Annotated in this window: 21 protein-coding genes and 1 tRNA gene; 8 read left to right on the top strand and 14 right to left on the bottom strand. The window is 73.6% G+C overall.

Annotation, left to right across the window (positions count from 1 at the left end; all coding sequences use genetic code 11):
• The first annotated feature begins 53 nt into the window (after positions 1 to 53).
• The gene (locus ACIQ8B_RS12805) at positions 54 to 2,015 is read left to right on the top strand and encodes a putative bifunctional diguanylate cyclase/phosphodiesterase (protein WP_403546691.1); all 1,962 of its coding nucleotides are present in this window, start codon (positions 54 to 56) and stop codon (positions 2,013 to 2,015) included.
• On the opposite strand, the gene ACIQ8B_RS12800 is transcribed toward ACIQ8B_RS12805, so the two are convergent.
• Positions 1,991 to 3,124 carry an LLM class flavin-dependent oxidoreductase gene (locus tag ACIQ8B_RS12800; protein WP_403546690.1) on the bottom strand — a complete coding sequence of 378 codons (1,134 nt, stop codon included), beginning with the start codon at positions 3,122 to 3,124 and terminating at the stop codon, positions 1,991 to 1,993. The genes ACIQ8B_RS12805 and ACIQ8B_RS12800 overlap by 25 nt on opposite strands.
• A gap of 278 nt (positions 3,125 to 3,402) precedes the next feature.
• On the opposite strand from ACIQ8B_RS12800, the gene ACIQ8B_RS12795 reads away from it, so the two are divergent.
• Positions 3,403 to 3,849 (top strand): hypothetical protein, encoded by a 447-nt coding sequence (locus tag ACIQ8B_RS12795; protein ID WP_403546689.1) that lies wholly within the window; start codon positions 3,403 to 3,405, stop codon positions 3,847 to 3,849.
• 129 nt (positions 3,850 to 3,978) lie between these two features.
• Here ACIQ8B_RS12795 and ACIQ8B_RS12790 read toward each other — a convergent pair whose 3' ends face one another.
• From ACIQ8B_RS12790 to ACIQ8B_RS12775, 4 genes are read right to left on the bottom strand one after another with little or no spacing between them, the layout of a single operon-like run.
• Positions 3,979 to 5,328, bottom strand: a complete 1,350-nt coding sequence (locus ACIQ8B_RS12790; protein WP_403546688.1) for an AAA family ATPase — start codon at positions 5,326 to 5,328, stop codon at positions 3,979 to 3,981.
• Positions 5,325 to 6,914: a hypothetical protein gene (locus ACIQ8B_RS12785; protein ID WP_403546687.1), complete on the bottom strand. Its 1,590-nt coding sequence runs from the start codon at positions 6,912 to 6,914 to the stop codon at positions 5,325 to 5,327. The genes ACIQ8B_RS12790 and ACIQ8B_RS12785 overlap by 4 nt, the downstream gene beginning before the upstream one ends.
• Complete coding sequence (locus ACIQ8B_RS12780; RefSeq protein WP_403546686.1) at positions 6,905 to 8,041, bottom strand: hypothetical protein; 1,137 nt, start codon at positions 8,039 to 8,041, stop codon at positions 6,905 to 6,907. The genes ACIQ8B_RS12785 and ACIQ8B_RS12780 overlap by 10 nt, the downstream gene beginning before the upstream one ends.
• On the bottom strand, positions 7,992 to 8,951 hold the full coding sequence (locus ACIQ8B_RS12775; protein WP_403546685.1) for a phosphatase PAP2 family protein: 960 nt from the start codon (positions 8,949 to 8,951) through the stop codon (positions 7,992 to 7,994). The genes ACIQ8B_RS12780 and ACIQ8B_RS12775 overlap by 50 nt, the downstream gene beginning before the upstream one ends.
• 185 nt (positions 8,952 to 9,136) lie before the next feature.
• Between ACIQ8B_RS12775 and ACIQ8B_RS12770 the strand changes: the two genes are divergently transcribed.
• Positions 9,137 to 9,733 (top strand): histidine phosphatase family protein, encoded by a 597-nt coding sequence (locus tag ACIQ8B_RS12770; protein WP_290006831.1) that lies wholly within the window; start codon positions 9,137 to 9,139, stop codon positions 9,731 to 9,733.
• A 147-nt stretch (positions 9,734 to 9,880) separates the two neighbouring features.
• Here ACIQ8B_RS12770 and ACIQ8B_RS12765 read toward each other — a convergent pair whose 3' ends face one another.
• Positions 9,881 to 11,323, bottom strand: a complete 1,443-nt coding sequence (locus ACIQ8B_RS12765; RefSeq protein ID WP_403546684.1) for a hypothetical protein — start codon at positions 11,321 to 11,323, stop codon at positions 9,881 to 9,883.
• 284 nt (positions 11,324 to 11,607) lie between these two features.
• Between ACIQ8B_RS12765 and ACIQ8B_RS12760 the strand changes: the two genes are divergently transcribed.
• Complete coding sequence (locus ACIQ8B_RS12760) at positions 11,608 to 11,997, top strand: hypothetical protein (protein ID WP_403546683.1); 390 nt, start codon at positions 11,608 to 11,610, stop codon at positions 11,995 to 11,997.
• Positions 11,998 to 12,076: 79 nt separating this feature from the next.
• Positions 12,077 to 12,958: a spermidine synthase gene (locus ACIQ8B_RS12755; protein WP_403546682.1), complete on the top strand. Its 882-nt coding sequence runs from the start codon at positions 12,077 to 12,079 to the stop codon at positions 12,956 to 12,958.
• A 7-nt stretch (positions 12,959 to 12,965) separates the two neighbouring features.
• On the opposite strand, the gene ACIQ8B_RS12750 is transcribed toward ACIQ8B_RS12755, so the two are convergent.
• Positions 12,966 to 13,520, bottom strand: a complete 555-nt coding sequence (locus tag ACIQ8B_RS12750) for a hypothetical protein (protein WP_290006826.1) — start codon at positions 13,518 to 13,520, stop codon at positions 12,966 to 12,968.
• 144 nt (positions 13,521 to 13,664) lie between these two features.
• On the opposite strand from ACIQ8B_RS12750, the gene ACIQ8B_RS12745 reads away from it, so the two are divergent.
• Positions 13,665 to 14,399, top strand: coding sequence for a response regulator transcription factor (locus ACIQ8B_RS12745; RefSeq protein WP_198602550.1), 735 nt, complete (start codon positions 13,665 to 13,667; stop codon positions 14,397 to 14,399).
• Positions 14,396 to 15,805 (top strand): sensor histidine kinase, encoded by a 1,410-nt coding sequence (locus ACIQ8B_RS12740; RefSeq protein ID WP_403546681.1) that lies wholly within the window; start codon positions 14,396 to 14,398, stop codon positions 15,803 to 15,805. The genes ACIQ8B_RS12745 and ACIQ8B_RS12740 overlap by 4 nt, the downstream gene beginning before the upstream one ends.
• Before the next feature lie 437 nt (positions 15,806 to 16,242).
• Here the strand turns inward: ACIQ8B_RS12740 and ACIQ8B_RS12735 are convergent, their stop codons facing one another.
• From ACIQ8B_RS12735 to ACIQ8B_RS12720, 4 genes are all read right to left on the bottom strand, one after another.
• Positions 16,243 to 17,682, bottom strand: a complete 1,440-nt coding sequence (locus tag ACIQ8B_RS12735) for a GH1 family beta-glucosidase (RefSeq protein ID WP_403546680.1) — start codon at positions 17,680 to 17,682, stop codon at positions 16,243 to 16,245.
• Positions 17,683 to 17,796: 114 nt separating this feature from the next.
• Entirely contained in the window at positions 17,797 to 18,702 is a 906-nt protein-coding gene (locus ACIQ8B_RS12730) for a carbohydrate ABC transporter permease (protein WP_106414103.1), read from the bottom strand.
• Between the two features lie 11 nt (positions 18,703 to 18,713).
• Entirely contained in the window at positions 18,714 to 19,724 is a 1,011-nt protein-coding gene (locus tag ACIQ8B_RS12725) for a carbohydrate ABC transporter permease (protein WP_290011265.1), read from the bottom strand.
• A 5-nt stretch (positions 19,725 to 19,729) separates the two neighbouring features.
• Positions 19,730 to 21,088: an extracellular solute-binding protein gene (locus tag ACIQ8B_RS12720; protein WP_403546679.1), complete on the bottom strand. Its 1,359-nt coding sequence runs from the start codon at positions 21,086 to 21,088 to the stop codon at positions 19,730 to 19,732.
• 343 nt (positions 21,089 to 21,431) lie between these two features.
• On the opposite strand from ACIQ8B_RS12720, the gene ACIQ8B_RS12715 reads away from it, so the two are divergent.
• Positions 21,432 to 22,487 (top strand): LacI family DNA-binding transcriptional regulator, encoded by a 1,056-nt coding sequence (locus ACIQ8B_RS12715; RefSeq protein ID WP_403546678.1) that lies wholly within the window; start codon positions 21,432 to 21,434, stop codon positions 22,485 to 22,487.
• A 96-nt stretch (positions 22,488 to 22,583) separates the two neighbouring features.
• Here the strand turns inward: ACIQ8B_RS12715 and ACIQ8B_RS12710 are convergent.
• The 3 genes from ACIQ8B_RS12710 to ACIQ8B_RS12700 all read right to left on the bottom strand — a co-directional run bounded on the left by ACIQ8B_RS12710 (position 22,584) and on the right by ACIQ8B_RS12700 (position 24,736).
• Positions 22,584 to 22,656: transfer RNA gene (locus tag ACIQ8B_RS12710), tRNA-His, on the bottom strand.
• 118 nt (positions 22,657 to 22,774) lie between these two features.
• Positions 22,775 to 23,377, bottom strand: coding sequence for an oligoribonuclease (gene orn, locus ACIQ8B_RS12705; protein WP_106414107.1), 603 nt, complete (start codon positions 23,375 to 23,377; stop codon positions 22,775 to 22,777).
• 123 nt (positions 23,378 to 23,500) lie between these two features.
• Positions 23,501 to 24,736 carry a GlxA family transcriptional regulator gene (locus tag ACIQ8B_RS12700; protein WP_403546677.1) on the bottom strand — a complete coding sequence of 412 codons (1,236 nt, stop codon included), beginning with the start codon at positions 24,734 to 24,736 and terminating at the stop codon, positions 23,501 to 23,503.
• Positions 24,737 to 25,421: the final 685 nt, after the last annotated feature.

Here is a 25,421-nt window from a genome sequence, read left to right as displayed (position 1 = left end):
GCGGAAAGACTTTTCCTGCACGACAGCGAGCGAGTGCACTGCGGGAGCGAGTGGTGAGCGGAACGTCCGAAGGGCCGACGCCCGCGACTGAGCTCAACCGGCCGGTCGTCACGGAGAGTGAGATCTTGGCGTTCCCCGGTGCCGGACTCACCGAGCCCGCGGAGGCCGCAGAACTCACCAAACCGGCGGAGGCCGCAGTGCTCACCGAGTCTGCGGAGCCCGCAGAACTCACCGAGCCCGCAGAGCCCGCCGAGTACCTCGCCTCGCGCTCGCCCGCGCCCCCGTCCTACCGCTCCGTCTTCACCGCCGCCCCCCTCGCCATGGCCGTCGTCGACCGCGAGGGCACGGTCACCGGCGCCAACGCCGCCCTCGCCGACCTGCTGGGCCGCGACCAGGACACCCTCACCGGCGCCGTCGCCGCCGACCTGGTGGACCTCGCCTCCGACGCCCGCACCTGGCACGCCTACCGCGAGCTGCTGCGCGGCCGCCGCGCCCGGCTGCGCTGCACCCGCCGGCTGAAGCACCCCGAGGGACACGCCCTGTGGGTACGGGTCACGGTCGCCCCGCTGCCCTCCGACGGCGGCGGCGTCCTGCTGTCCGTCGCCGACATCAGCGACCACCGCGCCCTCCAGGCCCGGCTGAGGCACCTGCGCATGCACGACCCGGTGACCCGGCTGCCCAACCGCACCCTGTTCTTCGAACGTCTGACCAGCGCGTTGGAGGCGGACTCGTACGCGGAGAGCGGCACCGGCCGGATCGGGCTCTGCTACCTCGACCTGGACGGCTTCAAGGCCGTCAACGACACCCTCGGCCACCGCGTCGGCGACCAGCTCCTCGCCGCCGTCGCCGACCGGCTCACCCGGTGCGCGCAGGACGCGGGCCGCGCCCGCGCCGGCATCCCGCTGGTCGCCCGGCTCGGCGGCGACGAGTTCGCCCTGCTCGTGGAGGACTCCACCGGCACCGACCAGCTCGCCGACCTCGCCGAGTCGCTGCTCGGCGCGATCCAGGAACCCTTCGACCTGTCCGGCCGCCGCCTGTCGGTGTCCGCGTCCATCGGCGTGGTCGAGCGGCACGCCGCCGGGACCACCCCCACCGCGCTCATGCAGGCCGCCGACACCACGCTGTACTGGGCGAAGGCCGACGGCAAGGCCCGCTGGACGCTGTTCGACCCGGAGCGCAACGCCTCCCGCGTCACCCGCCAGGCCCTCGCCTCCTCCCTCCGCCCGGCCATCGACCGCGGCGAGTTCGCGCTGGAGTACCAGCCGCTGGTGGGGATGGACGACGACCGCGTGCACGGGGTGGAGGCCCTGATCCGCTGGCACCACCCGCGCTTCGGCACCCTCACGCCGAATCGGTTCATCTCCCTCGCGGAGGAGGACGGTTCGATCGTGCCGCTCGGCCGCTGGGTGCTGCGCACCGCCTGCCGCCAGGCACGCGACTGGCAGACCCAGCACCCGGACGAGCCGCCGATCTTCGTCAGCGTCAACGTGGCGGTCCGTCAGGTCTGGGACTCCGACCTGGTCGCGGACGTCGCCGACACCCTGAAGGAGACCGGCCTGCCGCCGCACCTGCTCCAGCTGGAGCTGACCGAGTCCGCGGTGATGGGCTCCTCCGGCCGGCCGCTGCAGACCCTCGAGGCGCTCAGCGACATGGGCGTGCGCATCGCCATCGACGACTTCGGCACCGGCTACTCCAACCTCGCCTACCTCAGCAGGCTCCCGGTGTCGGTGCTGAAGCTCGACGGCTCCTTCGTGCGCGGCTTCCAGATCGAGGACCGCACGGCGAAGGCCAGCCCGGCGGACGAGGTCATCGTCGAGGCGATGGTGCAACTCGCCCACCGGCTGGGGCTGACCGTCACCGCGGAGTGCGTGGAGACCTCCGCGCAGGCCACCCGGCTGCGCCGGATCGGCTGCGACACCGGTCAGGGCTGGCTGTACTCACGTCCCGTCCCGCCCGACCGCATCTCCGAACTGCTCGGCACGCCCGGGGTTCAGGCGGGCGTCGGCAACCCGTAGGCATCGGCGATCAGTTCGTACGACCGCACCCGGACGTCACCGCCGTGCGCGTTGGCAGTGATCATCAGCTCGTCGGCGCCGGTGCGCTTCTGCAGGTCGTCAAGGCCGGCCCGCACCTCGTCCGCCGTGCCGTGGACCACGTTGGCGTTCCAGGACTCCACGAACTCCCGCTCCATCGGGCTGAAGTCGTACGCCTCCGCCTCCTCGGGCGTGGGCACGAGCCCCGGGCGTCCGGTGCGCAGCCGCACCATGTTCAGCGCGGCGGCCAGCACCTGGCGGCGCGCCTCCTTCTCGTCGTCGGCGGCGAGCGCGGCGACCCCGATCAGCGCGTACGGCGCGTCCAGCACCTCGCTCGGCCGGAAGCTCTCCCGGTACAGGTCCAGCGCGGGAAGGGTGTTCTGCGCGGAGAAGTGGTGGGCGAAGGCGAACGGCAGGCCGAGCACGCCGGCCAGCCGGGCGCTGAACCCGGAGGAGCCCAGCAGCCAGACCGGCGGCCGGTGCGGGGACTGCACGCCGCCGGGCGAGGTGGCCTGCACCGGGCCGGGCACGGCGTGGATCCGCCGGTAGGGGTGCCCGTCGGGGAAGTCGTCGTCCAGGAAGCGGGTCAGCTCGGCGAGCTGCTGCGGGAAGTCGTCGGCGCCCTCGTTCAGCCGGTCGGTGCGGCGCAGGGCGGCGGCGGTCGCGCCGTCGGTGCCGGGCGCCCGCCCGAGCCCCAGGTCGATCCGCCCCGGCGCCATGGCCTCCAGCGTGCCGAACTGCTCGGCGATCACGAGGGGCGCGTGGTTGGGCAGCATGACCCCGCCCGACCCGAGCCGGATCCGCTCCGTGTACGCGGCCAGGTGCGCGAGGATCACGGCGGGCGAGGAGGAGGCCACGCCCGGCATGGAGTGGTGCTCGGCCACCCAGTACCGGTGGTACCCGCGCGCCTCGGCGAGCTTCGCCAGCTCCACGCTGGTCCGCAGCGCGTCGGACGCGGTCCGCCCGGCCCCCACCGTGACCAGGTCGAGAACGGAGAGGGGCACGGGGGCGGTGCCGTGTGCGGTGCCCCTGATCTCGTCGTCTGCGGTCACGTGGGTGCCTCCTGTCGTACGTTCTCGCACTCGGTGCATGTGCGGTGGGGGAACCGGGGGTGGTCCCCGGTTATTCCCCCGTCCGCTCGTTCCGCGACGCCGTTCTCGTGGCTCTCGACCGCTTCCGTTCCGTGCGCCGCACTTGCCGTCACGTGGTGATCAAGTGACGCGTCGCCCTTCTTGGACGTGCTCGCCATCACGTCCGCAGCGCGGGTCCCGGGGGTCGTCGTCCGATGGCCGCACGTCGACCCGACGCTCCGTGCCGGGTGAGTCGCGGAAGGCGGCTGCGAGGGTTCTGCGGGTGGTGCGCCTGGGGGGTGGAGCCGGAGGCGGAAGGGAAGGGAGGCACGCAGAAGATCCTGGTGACGGCCGGCCTGCGGCATCCCGCCACCGGCGTCCACCACCAGGACGGCCGCCCCGACACCGCCGCCGCCCTCCGACGCACCGGCCGCGACCACGAACGGTGCCGGCACCGGATTCATCCGCGAACCGGCGGGCACGCTGAACTCCATGACGACCGGGGGAAAGTCCTCCCGCTGCCTCACCGACGCCACCGGCGACGTCCTCCGTGGAGGTCAGCGGCGATCGGCCCGGTCCTTCTTGTTCCCGCCTTGCTGCTCGTGGTGGAGAACCGGGGGATGGCAGTGAACTACCTGGCCGTACTCACGGGGTTCGCGCCCCGTGGATATGAGTGGCTCGTCATCACCGTATTCGTGGGGTGTGTCGTGGTGGTGCTCTACGTCGCCAGAAGGAACGGGCGTTGAGTGCGTTTGATCACGCTTGGGGTGAGTAACCCTTCGTTTTCCACGGCCTCTCCGAGGCTCGGGAAGGTCCTGAGATCCACCTATGCCTGGATGCGCCTTTTCGGAACGGAACAGCGGCCGCGTCCGGTGTCATGGCTGCCACCGCACCCGGTGCTCCGCCAGGTGTGACAGCACCGCGTGGTTCGCCTCCCAGCCGTCCGGGAACTTCACCAGGGTTCCTAGCTGGACCGGTTCGGTGGACGGGTAGTCGTCCAGCAGGTCCGTCACGCCCTCGCGGCAGACGACGATGCACGCGTGGCGGTGGCGGGAGGCGAGGACGCACAGGCGGCCCGTTTCCAGGTGGAACGCGGTGGCGTCGGGGCGGCCGGACAGCGGGTGCAGGACGACCGTCACGTCGTACTCCCGGCCCTGGAGCCGGTTCGCCGTGTCGACGGTCACGTCGCTCACCCCCAGGTCCGCCAGCGCCGCGCGCACCGCCGCAGCCTGGTCGCGGTGGGCCGTGCCGACGGCGACGCGGTCCGCGGTGAGCGGGGTGGGACCGGGGGAGCGCTCGGAGACCGCCGCGCCGCCCCGGTCCAGCAGGCGGCGGACCACCTGGGCGACCGCTCCCACCGCCTCCGGGTCGGTGCGCGGGGTGTGCCGGGCGGGCAGCTCCAGCAGGCCCCAGCCGGTCTCCGCGGCCTCGTCGATCACCCGGTCGGGGCCCGAGCCGTCCGAGGGGACGGCGAGGGTCAGGGCGCGGTCGCCGTGGCTGGTGCCGCTGCGGAACGGGGTGAACGGGTAGAACGCGTCCGACACCAGCGGCGCCGCCGAGGCGGGCAGCCGCCAGGAGACCGGGAGGCGGTGCTGCGGCAGGTCGGGGTTGTGGGCGAGGAGGGTGGTGACGGCCGAGCCCGACGGGTCGTAGGAGAGGCCCGCCCACTGCTCGGCGCCCACGAGGGAGAACGGGTCGAGCTGCCCCGGGTCGCCCACGAACAGCGCCCGTTCGAACAGTCCGGCCACCGCGAGCAGCGCGTCCGAGCGCATCTGGTACGCCTCGTCGACGATGGCGTGCTGCCACGGCTCCACGTTCTTCACGTGCGCCCACTTCGCCGCCGTCGAGAGCACCACCGGCAGCCCGGCGAGATCGGCCGCCTTCGCCGACGTGCGCACCTGCTCCAGGCCGTCGAGCGCCTTGTCGTAGGGGTCGGTGTCGCTGCTGTGCAGGCGGCCCACCGGCAGGTCCGGGTTCTTCTCGGCGAGGCGGAGGACGAGGTCGTCCACCTGGGCGTTGGTCTGCGCCACCACCATCAGCGGGCGGCCCGCCTCCGCCAGCTCCAGCGCCGCGCGCACCACCAGCGTGGACTTGCCGGCGCCGGGCGGGGAGTCGACGACGACACCGCGCGCGGGGCCGTGGAGTGTGTCGCGGAGGATCGCGTCCGTGGCGCGGGCGGCCGCGGAGCCGGGGTGGAACGCCGTCTCCTCGACAGGGGCGGTCACAGCAGGTCCTCCTCGGTCACCGGGTCGGCGGGCTCGGGGGCGGGATCCTCATCGGGCGGGCCGCCGTGCGTCCACGGGGTCTCCTCCGGGTCGGGGAGTCTCGCGCCGCCGCGCGGCTCGTGCTCGAAGAGCGTGAAGCACAGCAGGTCGCCCTTCTCCGGCACCGAACCGGGCTCCGGCTCCTTGCCCCGGCCCATCTTGTCCATGATCCGCAGGACCAGCAGCCCCTCCTCGTACCCGACGAACTCGGCCGTCTGCGGCTTCCCGCCCAGCGAGCGGTACACCTTCACGCGCTCCCCCAGGTGGGGCCGGTCGTCCGTGCGGACCGTGACCAGCGGGCGCGGGCTCGGCCGCTTGCTCTCGCTGTACGCCATCACCACGTCGACGACCTCCCCGGCGAACGCCTCCCCGGACAGCCGCCGCGCCGCCATCGCCAGCGGGTCGTCGAGCGCCTCCTGCGCCTCCAGGCGGGCCTGCTCCCGCTCGCGGGCGGCTAGCTTGTTCGCCGCCGTCACCGCGTCGTCGCGGCGGGGCTGCGGCGGCTCCCCGGCCGCCACCCGGTCGCGGTGGCCGGTGAACGACCAGCGGTCGCGCGTCCAGCGCTCCTCCACCCGGGCGCCCTCCGGCAGCTCCCGCAACAGGTCCAGGCCCCGCCACACCGCGTCCCAGGTGGGCCGCGTACGGCTCTCCACCAGCGCGCGGATCTCCCGCTCGGCGGCGGTCAGCGCGCCCAGCCGGTCGTCGGCCTCCACGCCGTCCTCGGCGGCGGCGAGCGCGGTGCGGGCGCGGTCGTAGCGCTCGATGGCCGGGGCGAGCAGCTTGTTGTCGAACGCCGGGTCGGTCGCCGGGCCCGCGGGCGGGCACACCAACTGGCCGTCGCCGTCCCGCGCCAGCTCCGCCTCCTGGGCGGCCTCCGCCCCGGAGCGGCCCTCGGGCGGGTCGATCCAGGCGAGCAGCGCTCCCAGGTGCTGGTCCTCCAGCGTGGACTGGCCGGTCGCCCAGTGCCGGCTCAGCACGTCGGTCATGGCGAGCAGCAGGCAGGAGCCGGGCACCCGGGCCCGCTCCCCGAAGTGCGTCAGCCAGCGGCCGAGCAGCGGCACCCGGGGCGGCGCCGGGAACGGCGTCTCCGGGTCCTGCTCCGCGGTGCGCCGGAACCGCATCGACCGGCCGAGCAGGCGTACGAGGTCGATGCCGGCCCGGCTCGGCACGATCAGCTGGGGCGCGTCCGCGCACAGCTCGACCTCGACCTTGACCCGCTTGCCGGTCTCCGGGTCGGTCTCCGAGCGCTCGGCGGCCTCCACGGCGTCCGCGAAGCCGTCCACGTACGGCAGGACCACGTCGGCCAGTTCGGCGAGGAACGCGAACCGCAGCTCGCGGTCGCGCGGCTGCGGCACCGCCAGCAGCCGCGGCGCGTCCCGCTCGGCGCCCACCAGCGCGCCGAGCGGGGCGCCCGCCTCACCGGCGGTGATGAGCGGCACGAACACCAGGGGCCGCTCGGACAGGTGACGGTGCCGGACGGTGGCGGCCGGCTGGGCGCGCCCGGTGTCGACGGCCTCGAGGCGGGCGAGGGTGGAGATCAGCGACACGCGGCCACCTCCCGCGCGGACGCCAGCGCCTCGGCGCGCAGGGCGGCGGCCCGGCGCAGCGCGGCCACCGCCGGGTCGTCGGGGTCGCCCGCCTCGCCGCGGGCCGCCGCCAGCACGTCCCCGACGGTCGTCAGACCGCCCAGCTCCGCCCGCACCGGGCGGCCCAGGGAGGTCACGGCGCCGGCCGCGCGGGAGCGGTCACGGCAGTGGAAGGCCAGCTCGCACGCGGACAGGCACTCCGGCGCGTAGGTCGCCGGGACCGAATCCACGGCCTGCTCGAGCCGCTCGGGAGGCAGCTCGGGGGAGAAGCAGGTGCCCTCCGGGAGGGTGTCGGCGATCTCCTCGATGCGGGTGAGCCGGGCGAGCTGACGGGCGGTCACCGCGCGCTGCTTGCGCACGTCCACGGCGGAGGCGGCCGGCAGGTTGGAGAAGTCCTTCGGGCACACCAGCAGGACGCGGTGGCGCACCCGGGGCGGCGGGTCGAGCCGCTCGGCGACCCGCTCCAGGGCCAGCACGTACACCGCGGCCTGGCGGGCGGCCGCGCCGACCTTCGCCGGGTCGGCGGCCCCGTCCAGCATGGGGAACGACTTGATCTCGACGACCGTCCAGCTGCCGTCCGGATGCACCACCACCGCGTCCGGCTCCAGGAACGCGGGCGAGCCCGCCACGTCCAGGGCGAGCATCGGATGGTCCAGCAGCGTCCACGCGCCGGGCGCCTCGGCGGCCTCGCGCAGCGCCAGCTCCGTACGCGCGGTGCGGCCCTCGGGGCCCTGCGCGCTCAGGTCGGGCACCCGGGCCCCGGCGGGCGGTTCGGCTCCGCGGTCCAGCTTCTCGTGGGCGAGGCGCAGCAGTTCCGTGCCGCCGTCGGCCTTGACCTTCGCCTCGAAGGCGTTGCCCCGGACGAACGCGAACTGCGACTGGCCGAAGACCGAGGGGGAGCCCAGCGCGCCGGCCAGCGCCGCCTTGTCCACCCCGGCGCCGTCGAGGATCGCGCGCCGTCTGCAGCCCGGGTTGGCGGCGAGGGCGGCCAGGGCACGCGCGTCCAGTGCTGTGGCCTGCACCTCGGGACCGCGCAGCTCAGCGAGCCGGTGCCGGAGCCTCTTCCCCCGCGTCCGAGGGGGAGGCACCCGGTTCGGCTCCTGGTCCGTACCGCGACTCGGGATGCCGCTGCCGTGGAATTCGCTCACCCGCGGAAGTGTGGCATCCGGCACTGACAATCGTGGCATCCGTGGCGGGAGGGACCGCCGGGGCGGCCGTCGCGCCGGTCCGGAAGCGGGCCTTCACGAGGTCCGCGTACCGCATCACGTGCGGGGCCAGCAGGAGGCCCGCGCCCATCACGGCGGCGCCCGCGAGCGCGTCGAGGAAGTAGTGGTTCGCGGTGCCCATCACCACGATCGTGGTCACCAGCGGGTAGATCACCGCGGCCGCCCTGGCCCAGCGCCCGCGCCCGTACTTCCAGAGGATCACCCCGCACCACAGCGCCCATCCCACGTGGAGGCTGGGCATCGCCGCGTACTGGTTGGTCATGCCGCCGAGGCCGCGCGGGGCGCTCGCCTCGCCGCCCCACCAGCCCCACGCGCTGTAGTACGCCATCGTGTCCACGAAGCCGTGGCTCGCGTCGAGCAGCCGGGGCGGGCAGGTGGGCAGCAGGGTGAAGCCGATCAGGCCGATGAACGTCGATGCCATCAGCCAGGTCCGGGCCGCGCGGTAGTGCACCGCGCGGGAGCGGAACAGCCACACGAGGACCACCGGGGTCACCAGGTAGTGCAGGGACGCGTACCAGAAGTCGGCGGGTACGCCGAGCCACGGCTCGCGGGTGAACAGGCGGTTCAGCGGGTGCTCCGCGTTGAGGTGCAGTGCCTTCTCGATGCGCAGGATCGCCAGGCCGTGGTCGACGGCGTCGGAGACGTCGCCGCGGACGACGAGCCGTCCGGCGGAGTAGCAGGCGTACACGAGGAGGATGAGCGGCAGCTCCGTCCACCAGCGCATCCGGGTCGCCGGGACCGCCTCGGTGCCCGGTGTCTCGGTGTGCGGCATCCGATCGCTCCCCCTTCTCCTCGCGCTGTGCTTGTCGGCGGCCAGTCACTTTACGGCGTGTGCGCGTCTACCCGCGTACACGCCCTCGCTACCGGACAGACGCGTGGACCGCCCCCCCGGTTGCCCGCGACCGGGGTGAGCGATGATGGACGTGTTCCGCCTGTGCTTTTCCCGGAAGGTTCCCCATGGCTCCGCGCATCCTGCTGGCCCGGCACGGACAGACCGCATGGTCGCTGTCCGGCAAGCACACCGGCAGGACCGACGTGCCGTTGCTGGAGGAGGGCCGCCGCGGGGCGAAGCTGCTGGGCGAGCGCCTGCACCGGCCGCCGTACGACGGGCTGCCGGACGTCGAGGTGCGCACCAGCCCGCTGTCCCGCGCGCGGGAGACCTGCGAACTGGCCGGCTTCGGCGACCGCGCGGAGCACTGGGACGCGCTGCTGGAGTGGGACTACGGCGCGTACGAGGGCATGACCCCGGCGGAGATCCAGGCGGTGCGGCCGGGCTGGCTCATCTGGCGGGACGGCGTCCCCGAGGGCGAGACGCTCGCCGAGGTGACGGCCCGCGCGGACGAGGTGGTCGCCTGGGCCCGCTCCGCCGACCGGGACGTGCTGGTCTTCGCCCACGGCCACATCCTGCGCTCCCTCGCCGCCCGCTGGCTGGGCCTGCCCCTCGACTTCGCGGCCCGCGTCCGCCTCAGCCCGACGTCCCTGTCGGTCCTGGGCTGGGCGTACGGCGAACCGGCCGTGGAGAGCTGGAACGACGTGGGGCACCTCGTCCTCTGAGTCCTCTGACGCGTCCCTTCCCTCGTCTCCGCCCTCCGCCCTCCGCCCGGGCCGCGCCGCCAAGGCCGCGTGACCCGGCCCGGACACCGCGGGCCCCGCCGGCGTTCCCCTGCGCCGGCGGGGCCCCGCGGTCCGTGCCCTCCGGGGTCACACCATGCGCGGCAAGGAGGCGTGGCGGTCCAGGAACTCCGAGACGCCGGACGTGCGGCGGTGCGGCAGCAGCACGCGGGAGGTGCCGGACAGCATCGAGCGGACGCGGGACGACTGGACGTCGCTCAGCAGGTCCAGGGCGCGCATCCCGGCCTGCGCGGCCTCGTCGGGACGGCCGCCGCGGGCCAGGTCGTCGGCCAGCTCCGCCGTGTACAGCGCGAGGTTGCGGGTGAAGTGCGGGTTCTGGAGCTCCGCCGCCCGGCGGGCGTGGCGCGCCGCGCGCGGCCAGTCGCCCAGCGTGGACCAGCACTGCGCCTCCAGGCCCTCCAGCTCGGCCTCCCCGTAGAAGGTCATCCACTCGGGGTCCGCCTCCGCGGGCCCGCGGTCGAAGTACGCCTGGGCCCGCACCAGCGCCTGCTCGCAGCCCGCGCGGTCGGCGAGCCCGGCCCAGCCGCCCGCCTCGCGCAGGGCGAGGAGCGACATCAGCCGGGGTGAGCCCAGCGGGCGCGCCGCCCGCTGGGCCGCCTGCGCCGCCCGCACCGCCTCCCGGGGGCGGCCCGCGTCCCGCGCGAGGAACGCCGTGTTGCAGAACGCGTGCGCCTCCAACGCGGGGTCGCCCGTCACCCGGGCGGTCGCCAGCGCCTCCGCGTAGTGCGAGCGCGCGTCGTCGAAGCGGCCCGAGTCGTGCGCCAGCCAGCCCACCGAGATGGCCAGTTCCCCCGCGCCCGCGTACAGCCGGTCCGCCGTGCGCTGCCGGACCGCCCCCGCGTCCAGCAGCTGGTACGCGGCGCGCAGCGGGGCCGCCGCACGGCGGTAGAGCCCGTCCGCCCCGTGCCGGTCGTCGAGCACCCGGATCCGGCGCACCGCCTCCTCCAGGGCGCACGCGTCCGTGCTCCCCGCGCGGCGCACGGGCCGCTGTGCCGCCGATGCCTCCGGGGCGAACCCGTACGGGCCCAGGGCGGCGGCGGCCACCGTGGCGCCGCCGGTCATGAATGCGCGACGCAGCACGTCGCTCTCCTCGTGGTCGTGCGGGTCGTACTCGTCGTACGTGTCGTACCTGTCGTGCGTCTCATACGGCTCGCACGCCCCGCTGGTCTCACTCGTGGCGTCCGCCGGGTTCTCGGGCCGGCCCCCGGCGGCCCCCGTCCGGCGCCCGCGGACCGACGAGCGGGGCGCGAAGCCCAGGTCGGTCAGCGTGCGGCCGGGGAACATGTGCAGGAACACCCGCTCGTAGGCGTAGTTCGGGCAGCGGATCTCACCCGCCTCGACCCGGTGCACGTACCGCGCGTCACAGCTGACCCGCTCGCCGATCTCGCGGGCGGCCCGCCGTACCGCCGCGGCGAACTCGGCCGGCGAGCGCGATCCGCGCAGGCGCCGGAAGGCGAGATTCGGCCGCGGTGGCCGAGCTGGCTGGGACGAGGGCACCGATGACGACGCCATGGCCGGGTCCTCTCTGCGAACCGTCGAACCATGCCGGGAACGAGGCGGCTTGTCCGGGTGCCACCCTGTTTCCGGCGGGCATGAACGTACCTGCTGTGACGGACTGGGTACGTTGAGTTTGGCCACATACCGGATATGTCATCCGTGATCTGCCATGAAGTGCCATCCTTTGCGGCGGACTTCCGGCGTAGCCCTTGACGGCGCGGCTCGTTGGACCCTGTGGACCGGGAGCCCCCCGGCTCCCGACCCCTCGTCCGAGCAGGATCTGTGTGGTGGAGGCCGGGATGATGACGACCAGCCGGAAGAACGACCCCCTCGAACCCGTCGGGCCGGACTGTGACGTGGTCACCGTCCCGGCCCGGCAGGGCCTGGAGGCGGTGGACATCCTGCGGCGCGGAGCCGGGGACGCGGTGGGTCCGGTGCTGCACGACAGCGGCCGCGGCACCCTCGGCTTCCTGGTGCCGCCCGGCACCGCGGCCGCGTGGGACGTCCCCGGCAGCGTCTGCACGGAGACCGACGGCCGCGGACTGTGTCTGACGCCCGGCCGGCCGGCGGAGGGCTCCGACTGGCTGGTGCCGCCCGGGGAGGCGGACCTGGCGACGGACCCCGCGGTGCTGCGCGAGGCCCTGGGGGAGGCCCAGCGGATGATCGAGGCGGCGGACAGCCGCAGTTGAGCGGCCGGGCGTCCCGTGAGCGGGCGGCCGCCGGGCCCCGGCGGGGTACGTACGGGGCGCGGCCTGGGACAATGACCGCATGGGACGGGGCAGGAACAGCGGACGGGGACGGACGGCCGTCGAGGCCGTCACCGAGCAGGTCGACGGAGGGGTCGCCGAGCTCGTCCCGGACCGCGACCGGCCCCGCGCCTGGACGCTGCTGATCGACGGGGCGCCGCAGTCGCACGTCGACCTGGACGACCCCGCCCGCCTCTCCTTCGAGTACCAGCGCCGCTTCGGGCACGTCGTCGACCTCGTCGCCCCGCCCGGCGCACCGCTGCGGGCCGTGCACCTCGGCGGCGGCGCCTTCACCCTCGCCCGGTACGTCGCCGCCACCCGCCCCCGCTCCACCCAGCAGGTCGTCGAGCGCGACGGGGCGCTGGTGCGACTGGTCCGGCGGGAACTGCCGCCGGACCCCCGGGCACGGATCCGGGTGCGCACGGCGGACGCCCGGGAAGGGCTCGCCAAAGTGCCCGACGGCTGGGCCGGCCTCGTCGTCGCCGACGTCTTCGGCGGGGCCCGCACCCCGGCCCACCTGACCTCGGCCGAGTTTCTCGACGAGGTCCGCAGGGCCCTCGCCCCCGGCGGGGTCTACACCGCCAACCTCGCCGACGGGCCCCCGCTGACGCATCTGCGCGGCCAGATCGCCACCGCCGCCGCCCGGTTCGCCGAGCTCGCGCTGATCGCCGACCCGGCCGTGCTGCGCGGCAAGCGGTTCGGCAACGCCGTCCTGGTCGCCTCCGACGCGCCGCTGCCGCTCGCCGAGCTGACCCGCCGGGCCGCCTCCGACCCGCTCACGGGCCGGGTCCTGCACGGCCGGGACCTCACCGGCTTCACCGGCGGCGCGGCCCCGGTGACCGACCTCAGGGCGGTGGCGTCACCGGCGCCGCCCGCCGACGTCTTCCGCCGAACCGTGCCGTGAGGCGGCGTCAGTACGTGCCGATCTCCACCCGCGGCGGGCCGTCGTGCCAGGTGCAGAAGACCGTCACCCGGTCCGCGCCCGAGGCGAACTCCACCCGGATCCACGTCTGCGTCTTCCACACCTGCATCGACCAGCCGGCCCCCGGCGTCGCCGACACCAGCGACGCGGACGCCTCCCCGATGTCGAACACCGCCCGGCCGCCCCGGGTGTCGTAGCCCTTGACCTCGCCGGCGGCGGTCGCCGCGGGCGCGGACGGCGTCCTCGAAGGGGTCGCGGCGCGCGAGGGCGACGGGTCCGGCGGGGCGGACCCGGTGGACGGACGCGTCGACGGCTCGCGGGACGTCTCCGTCCGCTTCCCGTCCTCCTGCGACGGCTCGGCGGACGGGCGGCGCGTGGACGACGACACCGCCCGCGCCTCCTCCTCGCCCGCCGGGATCGGCAGGGCGCGCGGCGGGTCGTAGGCCGTGCCCTCCATCACCGTGCTGACGCCCCACCACGACAGCGTGACCGCCGCGCCCGTGGCGAGCAGCCAGGCCAGTAGGTGGAGGAGTCCTCTGCGCATCGTCGGGCCATACTGCCCCACACGCCCCGCCCGTGTCGCGCCCCGGGCGGGCGCGGGATGTCCGTCCACAGGCCGTCGGGCGGCTCGTCCGGAGTTGTCCACAGGCCCCGGCCGCCCCGCCCGGCATGGCGTACGGTGCCGCCCATGGCAAGTGTTCTCGTGGTCGAGGACGACCAGTTCGTACGTTCGGCGCTCATACGGCAGCTGACCGACGCCTCGCACACCGTGCGCAGCGTCGGGACCGCGCTGGAGGCGCTGCGCGAGGTCGCCCATTTCCGCTTCGACGTGGTCGTCCTGGACCTCGGACTGCCGGATCTCGACGGCTCCGAGGCCCTGAAGATGCTCCGCGGCATCACCGACGTCCCGGTCATCGTCGCCACCGCCCGCGACGACGAGACGGAGATCGTGCGGCTGCTCAACGCCGGCGCGGACGACTACCTGACCAAGCCGTTCTCCGTCGAGCACCTCTCCGCGCGGATGGCGGCCGTGCTGCGCCGCGCCCGCTCCGGCGGCGGCGCGGCCGCGCCCTCCCCGGTGATCCGGGTCGGCGGCCTCACCGTCGACCCGCTGCGCCGCCAGGCCGAACTGGACGGCGTGCGGCTCGACCTGACCCGGCGTGAGTTCGACCTGCTCGCCTTCCTCGCCGGACGGCCCGGGGTGGTCGTGTCCCGCCGGGAGCTGCTCGCCGAGGTGTGGCAGCAGTCGTACGGCGACGACCAGACCATCGACGTCCATCTGTCCTGGCTGCGCCGGAAGCTGGGCGAGACCGCCGCCCGCCCCCGCTATCTGCACACCCTGCGGGGCGTCGGCGTGAAGCTGGAGCCGCCGGCCGGCGCGGCCGGACCCGCGCAGGCGCCCGGAGCGGAGCCGCCCCGATGAGATGGGCCCTGGTGAAGGTGTCGCTGGCGGTGACCGCGATGGTCGTGGTGGCCTTCGCCGTCCCGCTCGGCCTGGTCGTCCGCGAGATGGCCCGTGACCGCGCCTTCGCCGGCGCCGAGCGGGAGGCCGCGGCCGTCGCCCCCGCGCTGTCCATCACCACCGACCGCGCCGAGCTCGAACGGGTCGTCGCCTCGGCCGGCTCCGACGCCTCCATGGCCGTGCACCTCCCGGCGGCCGCCGGTGGACAGCCCGTGGACACAGGGGAGCGGCGGGCCTCCGACGAGGACATCGCCGCCGTGCGCGAGCTGGGCCGCGCCTCCACCTCCACCGTGCCCGGCGGCTCGGCCCTGCTCCAGCCGGTCGCGCTCAGCTCCGGCGAGATCGCCGTCGTCGAGGTGTTCGTCCCGGAGTCCGAGGTCACCAACGGCGTCGGCACGGCGTGGGCGGTCCTCGCGGGCGTCGGCCTCGCCCTGATCGTCGGCTCGGTCGCGGTCGCCGACCGGCTGGGCGTGCGGATGGTGCGCCCCGCCCAGCGGCTGGTCGAGGGGGCGCACGAACTGGGCGAGGGCAAACTGGGCGCCCGCGTGCCCGAGGAGGGACCGACCGAACTGCGCCTGGCCGCCGTGGCGTTCAACTCCATGGCCGACCAGGTCGTCCAGCTCCTCGCCAACGAGCGGGAGCTGGCCGCCGACCTGTCCCACCGGCTGCGCACCCCGCTCACCGTGCTGCGGCTCAACGCCGCCTCGCTGGGCGACGGCCCGGCGGCCGAGCAGACCCGGGCGGCGGTCGAGCAGCTGGAGCGCGAGGTCGACACCATTATCCGCACCGCCCGCGACGCCAAGCCGCAGACGGCCGCCGCCGGACCCGGCGCGGGCTGCGACGCGGCCGAGGTGGTGCGCGAGCGGATGGCGTTCTGGTCGGCGCTCGCCGAGGACGAGGGCCGCAAGTGGCGCGTGGCCGGGGCGGACCGGCCGGTGCGCGTCCCCGTGGCCCGCGCCGACCTGGCCGCCGCCCTCGACGCCCTGCTCGGCAACGTCTTCCGGCACACCCCCGAGGGCACCGCCTTCGCCGTCGACGTGCACAACGGCGAGGACGCGGTGATCGTGCTCGTCTCCGACGCGGGCCCCGGCATAGCCGACCCCGGCGCGGCGATGGCCCGCGGCCGGGGTTCCGGCACGGACGGCTCCACCGGCCTGGGCCTGGACATCGTGCGCCGCCTCGCCGAGTCCACGGGCGGCGACGTGCGGATCGGCAGGTCGGTGCTCGGCGGGACCGAGGTGCGCGTCTGGATCCAGCTCGACGGCCGCGACCGGCCGCCGCGGCGGCGCGGACACCGGGGAAGCGTCCGCCGGCGCCGGACGGGCCGCGGCGCGCTGTCCCTCAACCGCTCCCGCCCCCTTCCCTGAGCGGGCCCTGAGACCCCCGGCCGGCTCCCGGACCGGACGAGCCGCCCGGTCCCGGAGGGCCGGCGTGCTGCCGCGCACCCCCCACGAACGGCGACGAGGGCCGGCACGAGATGAGCACGCGCCGGCGCAGGATCAGCGCAGGATCAGCGGCAGGAACAAGAAGGCGACCGGCGCGGTGGCGGCCGTGGCCGTCGCCGCCGGGGGCGTTCCCGTTCATGAGCACCGCGCAGGCGGCGGGCGTGGGGGCCGCGTACACCCGGACCCGCGGAGAACGACGGGGAACGCGTGCCCCGGCCGGACCTCCCCCCACCCGGCCGGGGCACCCGTGCGTCCGGTGGCAGGTCCGGACGCGCACGAGCGGGGCGCGGCGCTCCCCGGGGAACGCCGCGCCCCGCCCCCGGACCCCGCGCCCCGTTCCTCCCGGACGGCGAGGGCCGTCAGATGCCCTCGAGGTCCGGAAGCACACCCTCCTTGGCCGCCCGCGCGTACCACAGTGCGCTCGACTTCGGCGTCCGCTTCTGGCTGACGTAGTCGACGTACACCGCGCCGAAGCGCTTCTCGTAGCCGTACGCCCATTCGAAGTTGTCCAGCAGCGACCACAGGAAGTAGCCGCGCACGTCGGCGCCGTCGTCGAGGGCCCGGCGCACCGCGGAGAGGTGGCCGTGCAGGTAGGCGACGCGCTCCGGGTCGTGGACCTTGCCCTCGGCGTCCGGCTTGTCGTCGTAGGCGGCGCCGTTCTCCGTGATGTAGAGGGGAAGGCCGGGAGCCTCGCGGTGGTAGCGCATGATCAGCTCGTGCAGCCCGGTCGGGTCGACCGACCAGCCCATCTCGGTCTGCTCGCCCGGCGACTGGTGGAACGCCACGTCGTCGGCGGCGGGCCACGGCGAGTGCTCGCTCGCCCCGTGGCCGTCGGCGCGCGGGCCCTTGTCGTCCGGGTCGGCGGCCGACACCAGGGTCGGCGTGTAGTAGTTGAGGCCGAGCGCGTCGATCGGCTGATGGATCGTGTCCAGGTCGCCGTCCTGGATGCACGACCAGTCGATGACCGAGGAGGTCGCCTCCAGCAGCGTCTCCGGGTAGGCGCCGTGCAGGATCGGGCCGTGGAAGATGCCGCCCGACAGGTCGTCGATCTTGCGGGCCGCCGCCACGTCCGCCGGGTCGCCCGGGTTCAGCGGGCGCACCACGGAGGTGTTGAGGCTGAGGGAGATCTGGTTGCGGGCCGGCATCACCGAGCGCAGCGCCTTGGTGCCCAGGCCGTGCGCCAGGTTGAGGTGGTGGGCGGCCTTCAGCGCGGCGGCCGGGTCGGTGCGGCCGGGGGCGTGCACCCCGGAGGCGTAGCCGAGGAAGGCGCTGCACCAGGGCTCGTTGAGCGTCATCCACGTCTCGACGCGGTCGCCGAGCGCCTCGCCCACGATCTTCGCGTACTCGGCGAAGCGGTGGGCGGTGTCGCGCTCCGGCCAGCCGCCCGCGTCCTCCAGCTCCTGCGGCAGGTCCCAGTGGTAGAGGGTGACGGCCGGCTTGATGCCCTTGTCCAGCAGCTCGTCGACCAGCCGGCGGTAGAAGTCCAGACCGCGCTGCACGGCCGGGCCGCGGCCGGTGGGCTGCACGCGGGACCAGGACACGGAGAAGCGGTAGGTCTGGAGGTTGAGGTCGGCCATCAGCGCCACGTCGTCGCGGTAGCGGTGGTAGTGGTCGACGGCGATGTCACCGGTGTCGCCGCCCGCCGTCTTGCCCGGCGTGTGGCTGAAGGTGTCCCAGATGGAAGGGGTACGTCCGTCCTCCCGCACCGCCCCCTCGATCTGGTACGCGGAGGTCGCGGCGCCCCAGAGGAAGGCCGGAGGAAAGGTCACCGGGGTCGCCGGCGTGGCGGAGTCAGACATGGAAGCGCTCCCATAGAGGTCGCATAGGGGTCGTGGAAGACCGACGGATACGTGAGAGAGAGGAAGGGGGCCGAGGCGGCGGCGACCCGGCCCCACCGGGATCGGGCGCGGGCGTCAGCCCTTGACCGCGCCCTGCATGATGCCGCCCACGATCTGCTTGCCGAAGATCGCGAAGACCAGCAGCAGGGGCAGCGTGCCGAGCAGCGCACCCGCCATGATCAGGGACTGGTCGGGGGTGTACCCGCGGCCGAGACCCGCGACCGCGACCTGCACGGTCGGGTTGCCGGTCTGCGTCAGGACCAGGAACGGCCACAGGAAGTCGTTCCACGCCTGCACGAACATCAGCATGCCGAGCACGGCCATGGCCGGCCGCGCGGCCGGGAAGACCACGTGCCACACCACGCGCCAGCTGCTCGCGCCGTCCACCCGCGCGGCCTCGATGACCTCGTCGGGCAGCGCCTGCAGCAGGTACTGCCGCATGAAGAACACACCGAAGGCGCTCACCAGCGACGGGAAGATGACCGCCTGGAGCTGGTCGGTCCAGTCGAGCTTGGCGACCATCATGTACAGCGGGATGATGCTGAGCTGCGGCGGGATCATCATCGTGCCGATGACCACCAGCATCAGGGCGTTGCGGCCCTTGAAGCGCAGTTTGGCGAAGGCGAACCCGGCGATCGTCGACAGCACCACGATGGTGACCGCGGAGGTGCCCGCCACGATGGTGGTGTTGAGGAACGCCTCGCCGAGGTTGGCGTCCTTCCAGGCGATCTCCAGGTTCTTGAACAGGTTCGAGCCGAACCAGAACGGCGGCGGGTTCTCCGCCAGGCGCTGGTTGTCGCGGGACGCGGCGATCGCGGTCCACACCAGCGGGAACAGCGACACGATCATGAACACGGCGAGGATCGCGTACGCGAGCGGCCCGCCGTGCAGGGTGCCGCCGGCCCGCGCCGACTTCGGCAGGCGCGAGCGCTTCTGCTCCTTGACGATCGGTGTCTCGGGGGGCGTCACAGTCGTCGTCACGGCCACACTCCTTAACTGCTGGCGCGCAGCCGGCGCGAGATGAGCTGGTTGATGAGGCCGATGACGATCAGGATCGCGAACATGGTCCAGGCGATCGCCGAGGCACGGCCCAGGTGCTGGTTGACCCAGCCCTGCTCGTACAGGTACAGGCCGAGCGTCTGGAACTGGTGCTCCGCGCCGCCCGACGCGCCCTTGTTGGGGTCGAACAGCAGCGGTTCGCCGAAGACCTGGCTGGCGCCGATCGTCGAGACCACCACGGTGAACAGGATCGTCGGACGCAGCGAGGGCAGCGTCACGTGCAGGAACTGCCGCCAGCGGCTGGCGCCGTCCAGCGCCGCCGACTCGTACAGGTCCTGCGGGATCGCCTGCATCGCGGCCAGGTAGATCAGCGCGTTGTAGCCGGTCCAGCGCCAGATGATGATCGTCGAGACGGCTATCTGGCCGGGCCACTTGTCGTCCTGCCAGCCGATCGGGTCGATCCCCACCGCGCCGAGCGCCCAGTTGATCATGCCGTAGTCACGGCCGAAGAGCAGTACGAACACCAGGGTCGCGGCGGCGATCGAGGTGGCGTACGGCGCGAGCATCGCGACCCGCCAGAACGTGGAGGCGCGCAGCTTGTAGTTGAGGATGTGGGCGATGCCCATGGCGATCATCAACTGTGGAACGGTGGAGATGATGCCGATGGTCAGGGTGTTCTGCGCCGCGTTCCAGAAGAAGTCGTCGTCGAAGATCCGGGTGTAGTTCTTCAGACCGACCCAGTTCATGTCGGTCGGCGCGGTCAGCTCGACCTGGTGCAGCGAGGCCCAGCCGGTGTAGATCAGCGGGAACAGCCCGAAGGCGGCGAACAGCAGGAAGAACGGCGAGACGAACGCGTACGGGCTCCAGCGCGCGTCGCGCTGCCAGCGGCGGGACAACCTGGCCCGGCGTTTGTCGTCCTTGTCCGCGGAGCGGCTGCCGGGCGCACGGCCCGGGGCCGCGCCCCCCTCGACGGGGGACGCGGCGATGTCGGAACGGGTGGCCATGCGGGTCACTTGTCCAGGTTGTTGTCGATGGTCTTGGTGGCCGTCTCCCAGGCCTCCTTGGCCGACTTGCCCTTCGTCACGAGGATGACGCCGTTGTCGGTCAGACCCTGCTGGATGATCTGGTCCTTCGGGCCGATCACCTGGACCGGGATCTGCTTGGCGGCCTCGGAGAAGATCTGGCCGATCGGCGCGTCACCGGTCATCTCGTTCGTGGCCCCGGTCACCTCGGGGCTGGTGTACGCGGCCGGGGCGCTCGGGAAGCTGCCCTGGACCTTGAACAGCTTGGCCTGCTGCTCGGGCGCGGTCAGCCAGGCGACCAGCTTCTGCGCCTCCTCGACGTTCTTGCCGCTCTTCGGCACGCCCAGGAAGGAGCCGCCCCAGTTGCCGGACTTCGGAGCCACGGCCACGTCCCACTTGCCGGCGGCCTCCGGCTTCGACTTGCCCTTGATGTAGCCGAGCATCCACGGCGGGCAGGCGACGGTGGCGAACTTGCTGTTGGCGATGGTGGTGTCCCAGGCGGGCTGGAACTGCGTCTGCGACTGGACCAGGCCCTTCTCGGCGGCCTCGGCGGTCAGGTCGAAGGCGGCCCGCACGGCCGGGTTGGTCTTGTAGACGACCTCGCCGGAGGCGTCGTAGAACTTCTCCTTCTCACTGCTGAGGACGGCGTTCAGCAGACCGCCGGGGGAGTCCATGAAGAAGGAGTCCTTGCCGGCCGCCTCCTTGTACTTCTCACCGGTGGCGATGAACTTGTTCCAGTCGCCCGCCCACAGCTTGCCGACCTCCTCGCGCTCGCTCGGCAGACCGGCCTTCTCGAAGAGGTCCTTGCGGTAGCAGATGGCCATCGGGCCGACGTCCGTGCCGAGACCGATGGTCTGGCCGTCCTTGGTGGTGGCCTGCTCCCACTTCCAGGGCAGCCAGCCGTCCTTCTTCACCCCCTCGACCTTGGACATGTCCGTGAATTTGTCCGCCTGGGTGTTGACGACCTCGGCGATGTTGGCGACCTCGATCGCCTGCACGTCCATCAGCCCGCTGTTGGTGGTCAGGTGGTTGACGAGGGCGGGGTAGTAGTTCTCGTTCCGCTCGACCACGTTCTCCTGGATCTTGATGTCCGGGTTGAGCTTCTCGTACTCGGCGTAGAGGCCCGCCTCCTTGAAGCCCATGGTGCCGAACAGACCCAGGGTGATCGTGGTCTTGCCCTCGCCGGACGAGGAACCACCGGAGCTGTCGTCTCCGCCGTCGTCGGCGCAGCCGGCCAGCAGCCCGGTGCCCAGCGACACGACGGCCGCGACGGCCAGGGCCTTGCGGGCGAAGGGCTTGCCCCCGCCCGACCGCTGCCTGGTGAGGGGCAGGGTACGTGCTCGCATTGCGTCCTCCTGTTGCCCTGACGTGCCGACCCCCCGGCCAACGGCGTTGTTGACCCGTATTCTGCGCGTTGCGGCTCGGGCGGGGAACGTGCGGGTTGTGTATGTGTCAGGTACTGTGGGAGCGCTCCCACAAGTGATGTGTTGAAGAGTCGCGGGTCCGGGCGGGGGTGTCAAGGGAGCAGACGCGGCAAAGTGCGTTCAGTTATCTGCCCGTTAACTTGACCCGGGGGACCGCCCCCCGCGGAACGTTGGGATCGGCACGGACGCCCTCGCGGGTGGTCACCGTCACTGCCGGGGCTGTTACATTCCAGGCCAGGGTGACACAGAAGGAAGGCGGGGGCGGATGGCAAGCCACGGAGTGCGGAGTCGCAGCGGTGGCCGCCCCACCCTCGAAGAGGTGGCGGCGCGCGCCGGAGTCGGCCGCGGCACCGTGTCGCGCGTGATCAACGGCTCCCCCCGGGTGAGCGAGGCCACGCGCGCCGCCGTCGAGGCGGCCGTCGCCGAGCTGGGCTACGTCCCCAACACGGCGGCCCGCGCCCTGGCGGCCAACCGTACCGACGCGATAGCGCTCGTGGTGCCCGAGCCCGAGACCCGGTTCTTCACCGAGCCCTACTTCTCCGACATGCTCCGCGGCGTCGGCGCCGCGCTCTCCGACACCGAGATGCAGCTCCTGCTGATCTTCGCGGGCAGCGACCGGGAGCGGCAGCGGCTCGCGCAGTACCTGGCCGCGCACCGCGTGGACGGCGTGCTGCTGGTCTCGGTGCACGCCGACGACCCGCTGCCCGACATGCTGTCCCAGCTGGAGATCCCCGCCGTGATCAGCGGCCCCCGCTCGGCGGACGAGACGCTCACCTCGGTGGACTCCGACAACTACGGCGGCGCCCGGCAGGCCGTCGAGCACCTCATCGGCCGGGGCCGCCGCACCGTCGCGCACATCACCGGCCGCCTGGACGTCTACGGCGCCCAGCGCCGCGTCGACGGCTACCGGGACGCGCTGCGCGAGGCGGGCCACACGGTGGACGAGCTGCTGATCGAGCCGGGCGACTTCTCCGAGGACGGCGGCCGCCGCGCGATGGAGGCCCTGCTGGAGCGCCGCCCCGGCCTGGACGCGGTCTTCGCCGCCTCCGACGTCACGGCGGCCGGTGCCCGCCAGGTGCTGCGCGAGGCGGGCCGCCGCATCCCGGACGACGTGGCGCTGGTCGGCTACGACGACTCCGCCATCGCCCGTCACATGGAGCCGCCGCTGACCAGCGTGCGCCAGCCGATCGAGGAGATGGGCCGGGCGATGACCGACCTGCTGCTCGCCGAGGTCGCCGACCGACGCCCGTCCGCGACGCGGGAGCTGGAGCGGCGTCAGGTGGTGCTGGCCACGGAGCTGGTGGAACGCGCGTCGTCGTGAGCGCGTCGGGATGCGGGCGCCCGCCGCCCGCGTCCGCGCGGTCCCGTCATGCCGGAAGCCGGTGACCCCGACGGGGTCACCGGCTTCCGCGGTGAGGGTGAGTGACGGGACTTGAACCCGCGACATCCTGGACCACAACCAGGTGCTCTACCAGCTGAGCTACACCCACCACGGCCCGGTTCCCGGAAGTCGGTGACTTCCCTTACCGGCCGAGAAAAAGTGTACAGGGTCCGAAGGGGTGCTCGCGCACGCCTTTCCGCGCGGCCCCCCGAGCCCCCTCGGTATCCCTACTGAGCAGGCAGGACGTGCTTCGCCGCGATCTTCTTCGCGGTGTCGGAGTCGGGTCCCGGCTGCGGCACGAAGACGGCCTCGCGGTAGTAGCGCAGCTCCGCGATGGACTCGCGGATGTCGGCGAGTGCCCGGTGGTTGCCGTTCTTCTCGGGGCTGTTGAAGTACGCCCGCGGGTACCAGCGGCGGGCCAGCTCCTTGATGCTGGACACGTCGACGATCCGGTAGTGCAGGTGCTTCTCCAGGGCGGGCATGTCGCGCAGCAGGAAGCCGCGGTCGGTGCCGACGGAGTTCCCGCACAGGGGCGCCCTGCCGGGCTCCTTGACGTGTTCCTTGATGTAGGCGAGGACCCGCTGCTCGGCGTCCTCGAGCGTCGTGCCGTTCGGCAGTTCGTCGAGCAGCCCCGACGCGGTGTGCATCGCGCGCACCACCTCCGGCATCGTCTCCAGGGCCCGCTCCGGCGGGCGGATGACGATGTCGACGCCCTCGCCGAGCACGTTCAGCTCGGAGTCGGTGACGAGGGCGGCCACCTCGATGAGCGCGTCGTCCGACAGCGAGAGGCCGGTCATCTCGCAGTCGATCCACACCATGCGATCGTTCATGTGTCTCACCTTACGGTGCGTGACGCCAGGCGGGACCGGGTGGTGAAACGGTGATTCCCCGGAGCGCCCCGCACAGCGGCGGGGGCCGGAGGCACCCGGCCTCCGGCCCCCACGGCGGTCGCCTCAGTGCGCGCCGCGCTGTCCCGGGACGCCCGGCGCCGAGGCGCTCAGGGGCGACCCCAGCGCGCCGGCCGCCGCCGTCCGGCGCGACTGGTGCGGGACCGCGCCGTCCGGGTACAGCGTCTGCGACACCGGGTGCCCCGAGGGCTCCGGCCTGCCGGACGGGACGCCGCTTCCCGGGGCGCCCTGCGCCGTCCCGGTGTCCTGGCCGCGCTCGGCCTGCGGGCGCCGGGCCCGGTACGCGGCCCGGTAGGCGGCCGGGGACGAGCCGAGCTGGCGCCGGAAGTGGCCGCGCAGCGCCACCGGCGAGCGGAAGCCGCAGCGTCCGGCGACCTCGTCGACCGAGTAGTCCGACGTCTCCAGCAGGCGCTGCGCCTGGAGCACCCGCTGCGTGATCAGCCACTGCAGCGGGGCGCTGCCGGTCAGCGAGCGGAACCGGCGGTCGAAGGTGCGGCGGCTCATGTACGCGCGGGCCGCGAGGGTCTCCACGTCGAACTGCTCGTGGAGGTGCTCCAGCGCCCAGGCGACGACCTCGGCGAGCGGGTCGGCGCCGATCTCCTCCGGTAAAGACCGGTCGAGGTAGCGCTCCTGGCCGCCGCTGCGGCGCGGCGGGACCACCAGGCGCCGGGCGAGCGCGCCGGCCGCCTCGTTGCCGTGGTCCGTGCGCACGATGTGCAGGCACAGGTCGATGCCGGCCGCGGTGCCCGCGGACGTCAGCACGTCGCCGTCGTCCACGAACAGCTCGCGTGGATCGACATGCACCGACGGATAGCGCTTGGCCAGCGTCGGCGCGTACATCCAGTGGGTGGTCGCGGGACGGCCGTCCAGCAGGCCCGCCGCCGCGAGGACGAAGGCGCCGGTGCACAGTCCGACGATGCGGGCGCCCTCCTCGTGGGCCCGGCGCAGCGCGTCCAGGGCCTCGTCCGGCGGCGGGGAGGTGATCGATCGCCAGGCCGGCACCACGACGGTGCCCGCCCGGGATATCGCCTCCAGGCCGTGTGGCGCGGTGAGTTCCAGGCCCCCTGTGGTCCGCAGCGGGCCCTCTTCGCCGCCGCACACCAGCAGGCGGTAGCGCGGCACGCCGGCGTCCTGGCGGTCAACCCCGAACACCGACAGCGGTATGGAACTCTCGAAAATGGGGCCGCCGCTGAACAGCAGCACCGCGACGATCTCCTTGCGGCGGCGCCCGGAGAGTTTCCGGGCCGTGTTTTCCGGCGCGGCAGTGGAGTCGTGGCTCATCCTGCTAAGCCCCCCTCGGTGGTCGCGGCTCCTCGGTTGTGTCGCTCCTGCACGTTTCCCCTCGGTCCTGCACGAGTCCCCCGCCGTAAGACAGTCAAGATCGAATCTACTGTGTCCCGTCGCGCACCGGTGGCCAGTTCGGCACTCGGTGCATTGTCGACTTGGCAACTTGGCGTGAAGCATTCGATCACGAAGCGTTGCACTTGCGCGCTGTGCGGGGAAGTACGCCTCGTCGCGGTGGCCAAAGCGCGTAGGGTGCGCAGGACTCGTGAGGTCCTTTCCGTGCAGGTGGAACGGGGGTTGGGGGGCGGTCACGGCACCGGGTGCGCCCACACCGTAAGTTGGCTGAAAAGAGACGGGTTCGGGTACGGAAACCGGTCAACCGGCCGGTGTCCGTCCGGCGTCCCGCGGGGCGTGCGCCCGCGCGCGAGGAGGGGTGCCGCGGCGCGGGGAGCGGCGGATCAGCAGGCGGGGGACGGCCGTGACGGCCGCCGGGCCGCACGCCGCGCCGGCCGCCGAGGCGAAGGGCGCGCCGCGCCGCGGGAGGACCGCGGGGGCGAGCGGGCAGCCGGACGCGGCCCGGCGGAGGAGGCCGTCCTCCGGGGCCGGACGGGGGCGTGGGCGGGGCGTCGAGGGCTTCCTGTCGTGGCGTGGTCCACCCGCCCCGACGGGCGGGCGGGCCGTC

The organism is Streptomyces sp. NPDC096105, assembly GCF_044763335.1.
Taxonomy (GTDB): Bacteria; Actinomycetota; Actinomycetes; order Streptomycetales; family Streptomycetaceae; genus Streptomyces.
This window is presented reverse-complemented; position numbering and strand designations above follow the sequence as displayed.

Coding starts and splice junctions, on each gene's coding strand:
- ACIQ8B_RS12800 (WP_403546690.1), bottom strand. CDS start 3,124: ATGCACCGAGTGCGAGAACGTACGACAGGAGGCACCCACGTGACCGCA.
- ACIQ8B_RS12775 (WP_403546685.1), bottom strand. CDS start 8,951: ATGCCGCACACCGAGACACCGGGCACCGAGGCGGTCCCGGCGACCCGG.
- ACIQ8B_RS12770 (WP_290006831.1), top strand. CDS start 9,137: ATGGCTCCGCGCATCCTGCTGGCCCGGCACGGACAGACCGCATGGTCG.
- ACIQ8B_RS12765 (WP_403546684.1), bottom strand. CDS start 11,323: ATGGCGTCGTCATCGGTGCCCTCGTCCCAGCCAGCTCGGCCACCGCGG.
- ACIQ8B_RS12760 (WP_403546683.1), top strand. CDS start 11,608: ATGATGACGACCAGCCGGAAGAACGACCCCCTCGAACCCGTCGGGCCG.
- ACIQ8B_RS12755 (WP_403546682.1), top strand. CDS start 12,077: ATGGGACGGGGCAGGAACAGCGGACGGGGACGGACGGCCGTCGAGGCC.
- ACIQ8B_RS12750 (WP_290006826.1), bottom strand. CDS start 13,520: ATGCGCAGAGGACTCCTCCACCTACTGGCCTGGCTGCTCGCCACGGGC.
- ACIQ8B_RS12745 (WP_198602550.1), top strand. CDS start 13,665: ATGGCAAGTGTTCTCGTGGTCGAGGACGACCAGTTCGTACGTTCGGCG.
- ACIQ8B_RS12740 (WP_403546681.1), top strand. CDS start 14,396: ATGAGATGGGCCCTGGTGAAGGTGTCGCTGGCGGTGACCGCGATGGTC.
- ACIQ8B_RS12735 (WP_403546680.1), bottom strand. CDS start 17,682: ATGTCTGACTCCGCCACGCCGGCGACCCCGGTGACCTTTCCTCCGGCC.
- ACIQ8B_RS12725 (WP_290011265.1), bottom strand. CDS start 19,724: ATGGCCACCCGTTCCGACATCGCCGCGTCCCCCGTCGAGGGGGGCGCG.
- ACIQ8B_RS12720 (WP_403546679.1), bottom strand. CDS start 21,088: ATGCGAGCACGTACCCTGCCCCTCACCAGGCAGCGGTCGGGCGGGGGC.
- ACIQ8B_RS12715 (WP_403546678.1), top strand. CDS start 21,432: ATGGCAAGCCACGGAGTGCGGAGTCGCAGCGGTGGCCGCCCCACCCTC.
- orn (WP_106414107.1), bottom strand. CDS start 23,377: ATGAACGATCGCATGGTGTGGATCGACTGCGAGATGACCGGCCTCTCG.
- ACIQ8B_RS12700 (WP_403546677.1), bottom strand. CDS start 24,736: ATGAGCCACGACTCCACTGCCGCGCCGGAAAACACGGCCCGGAAACTC.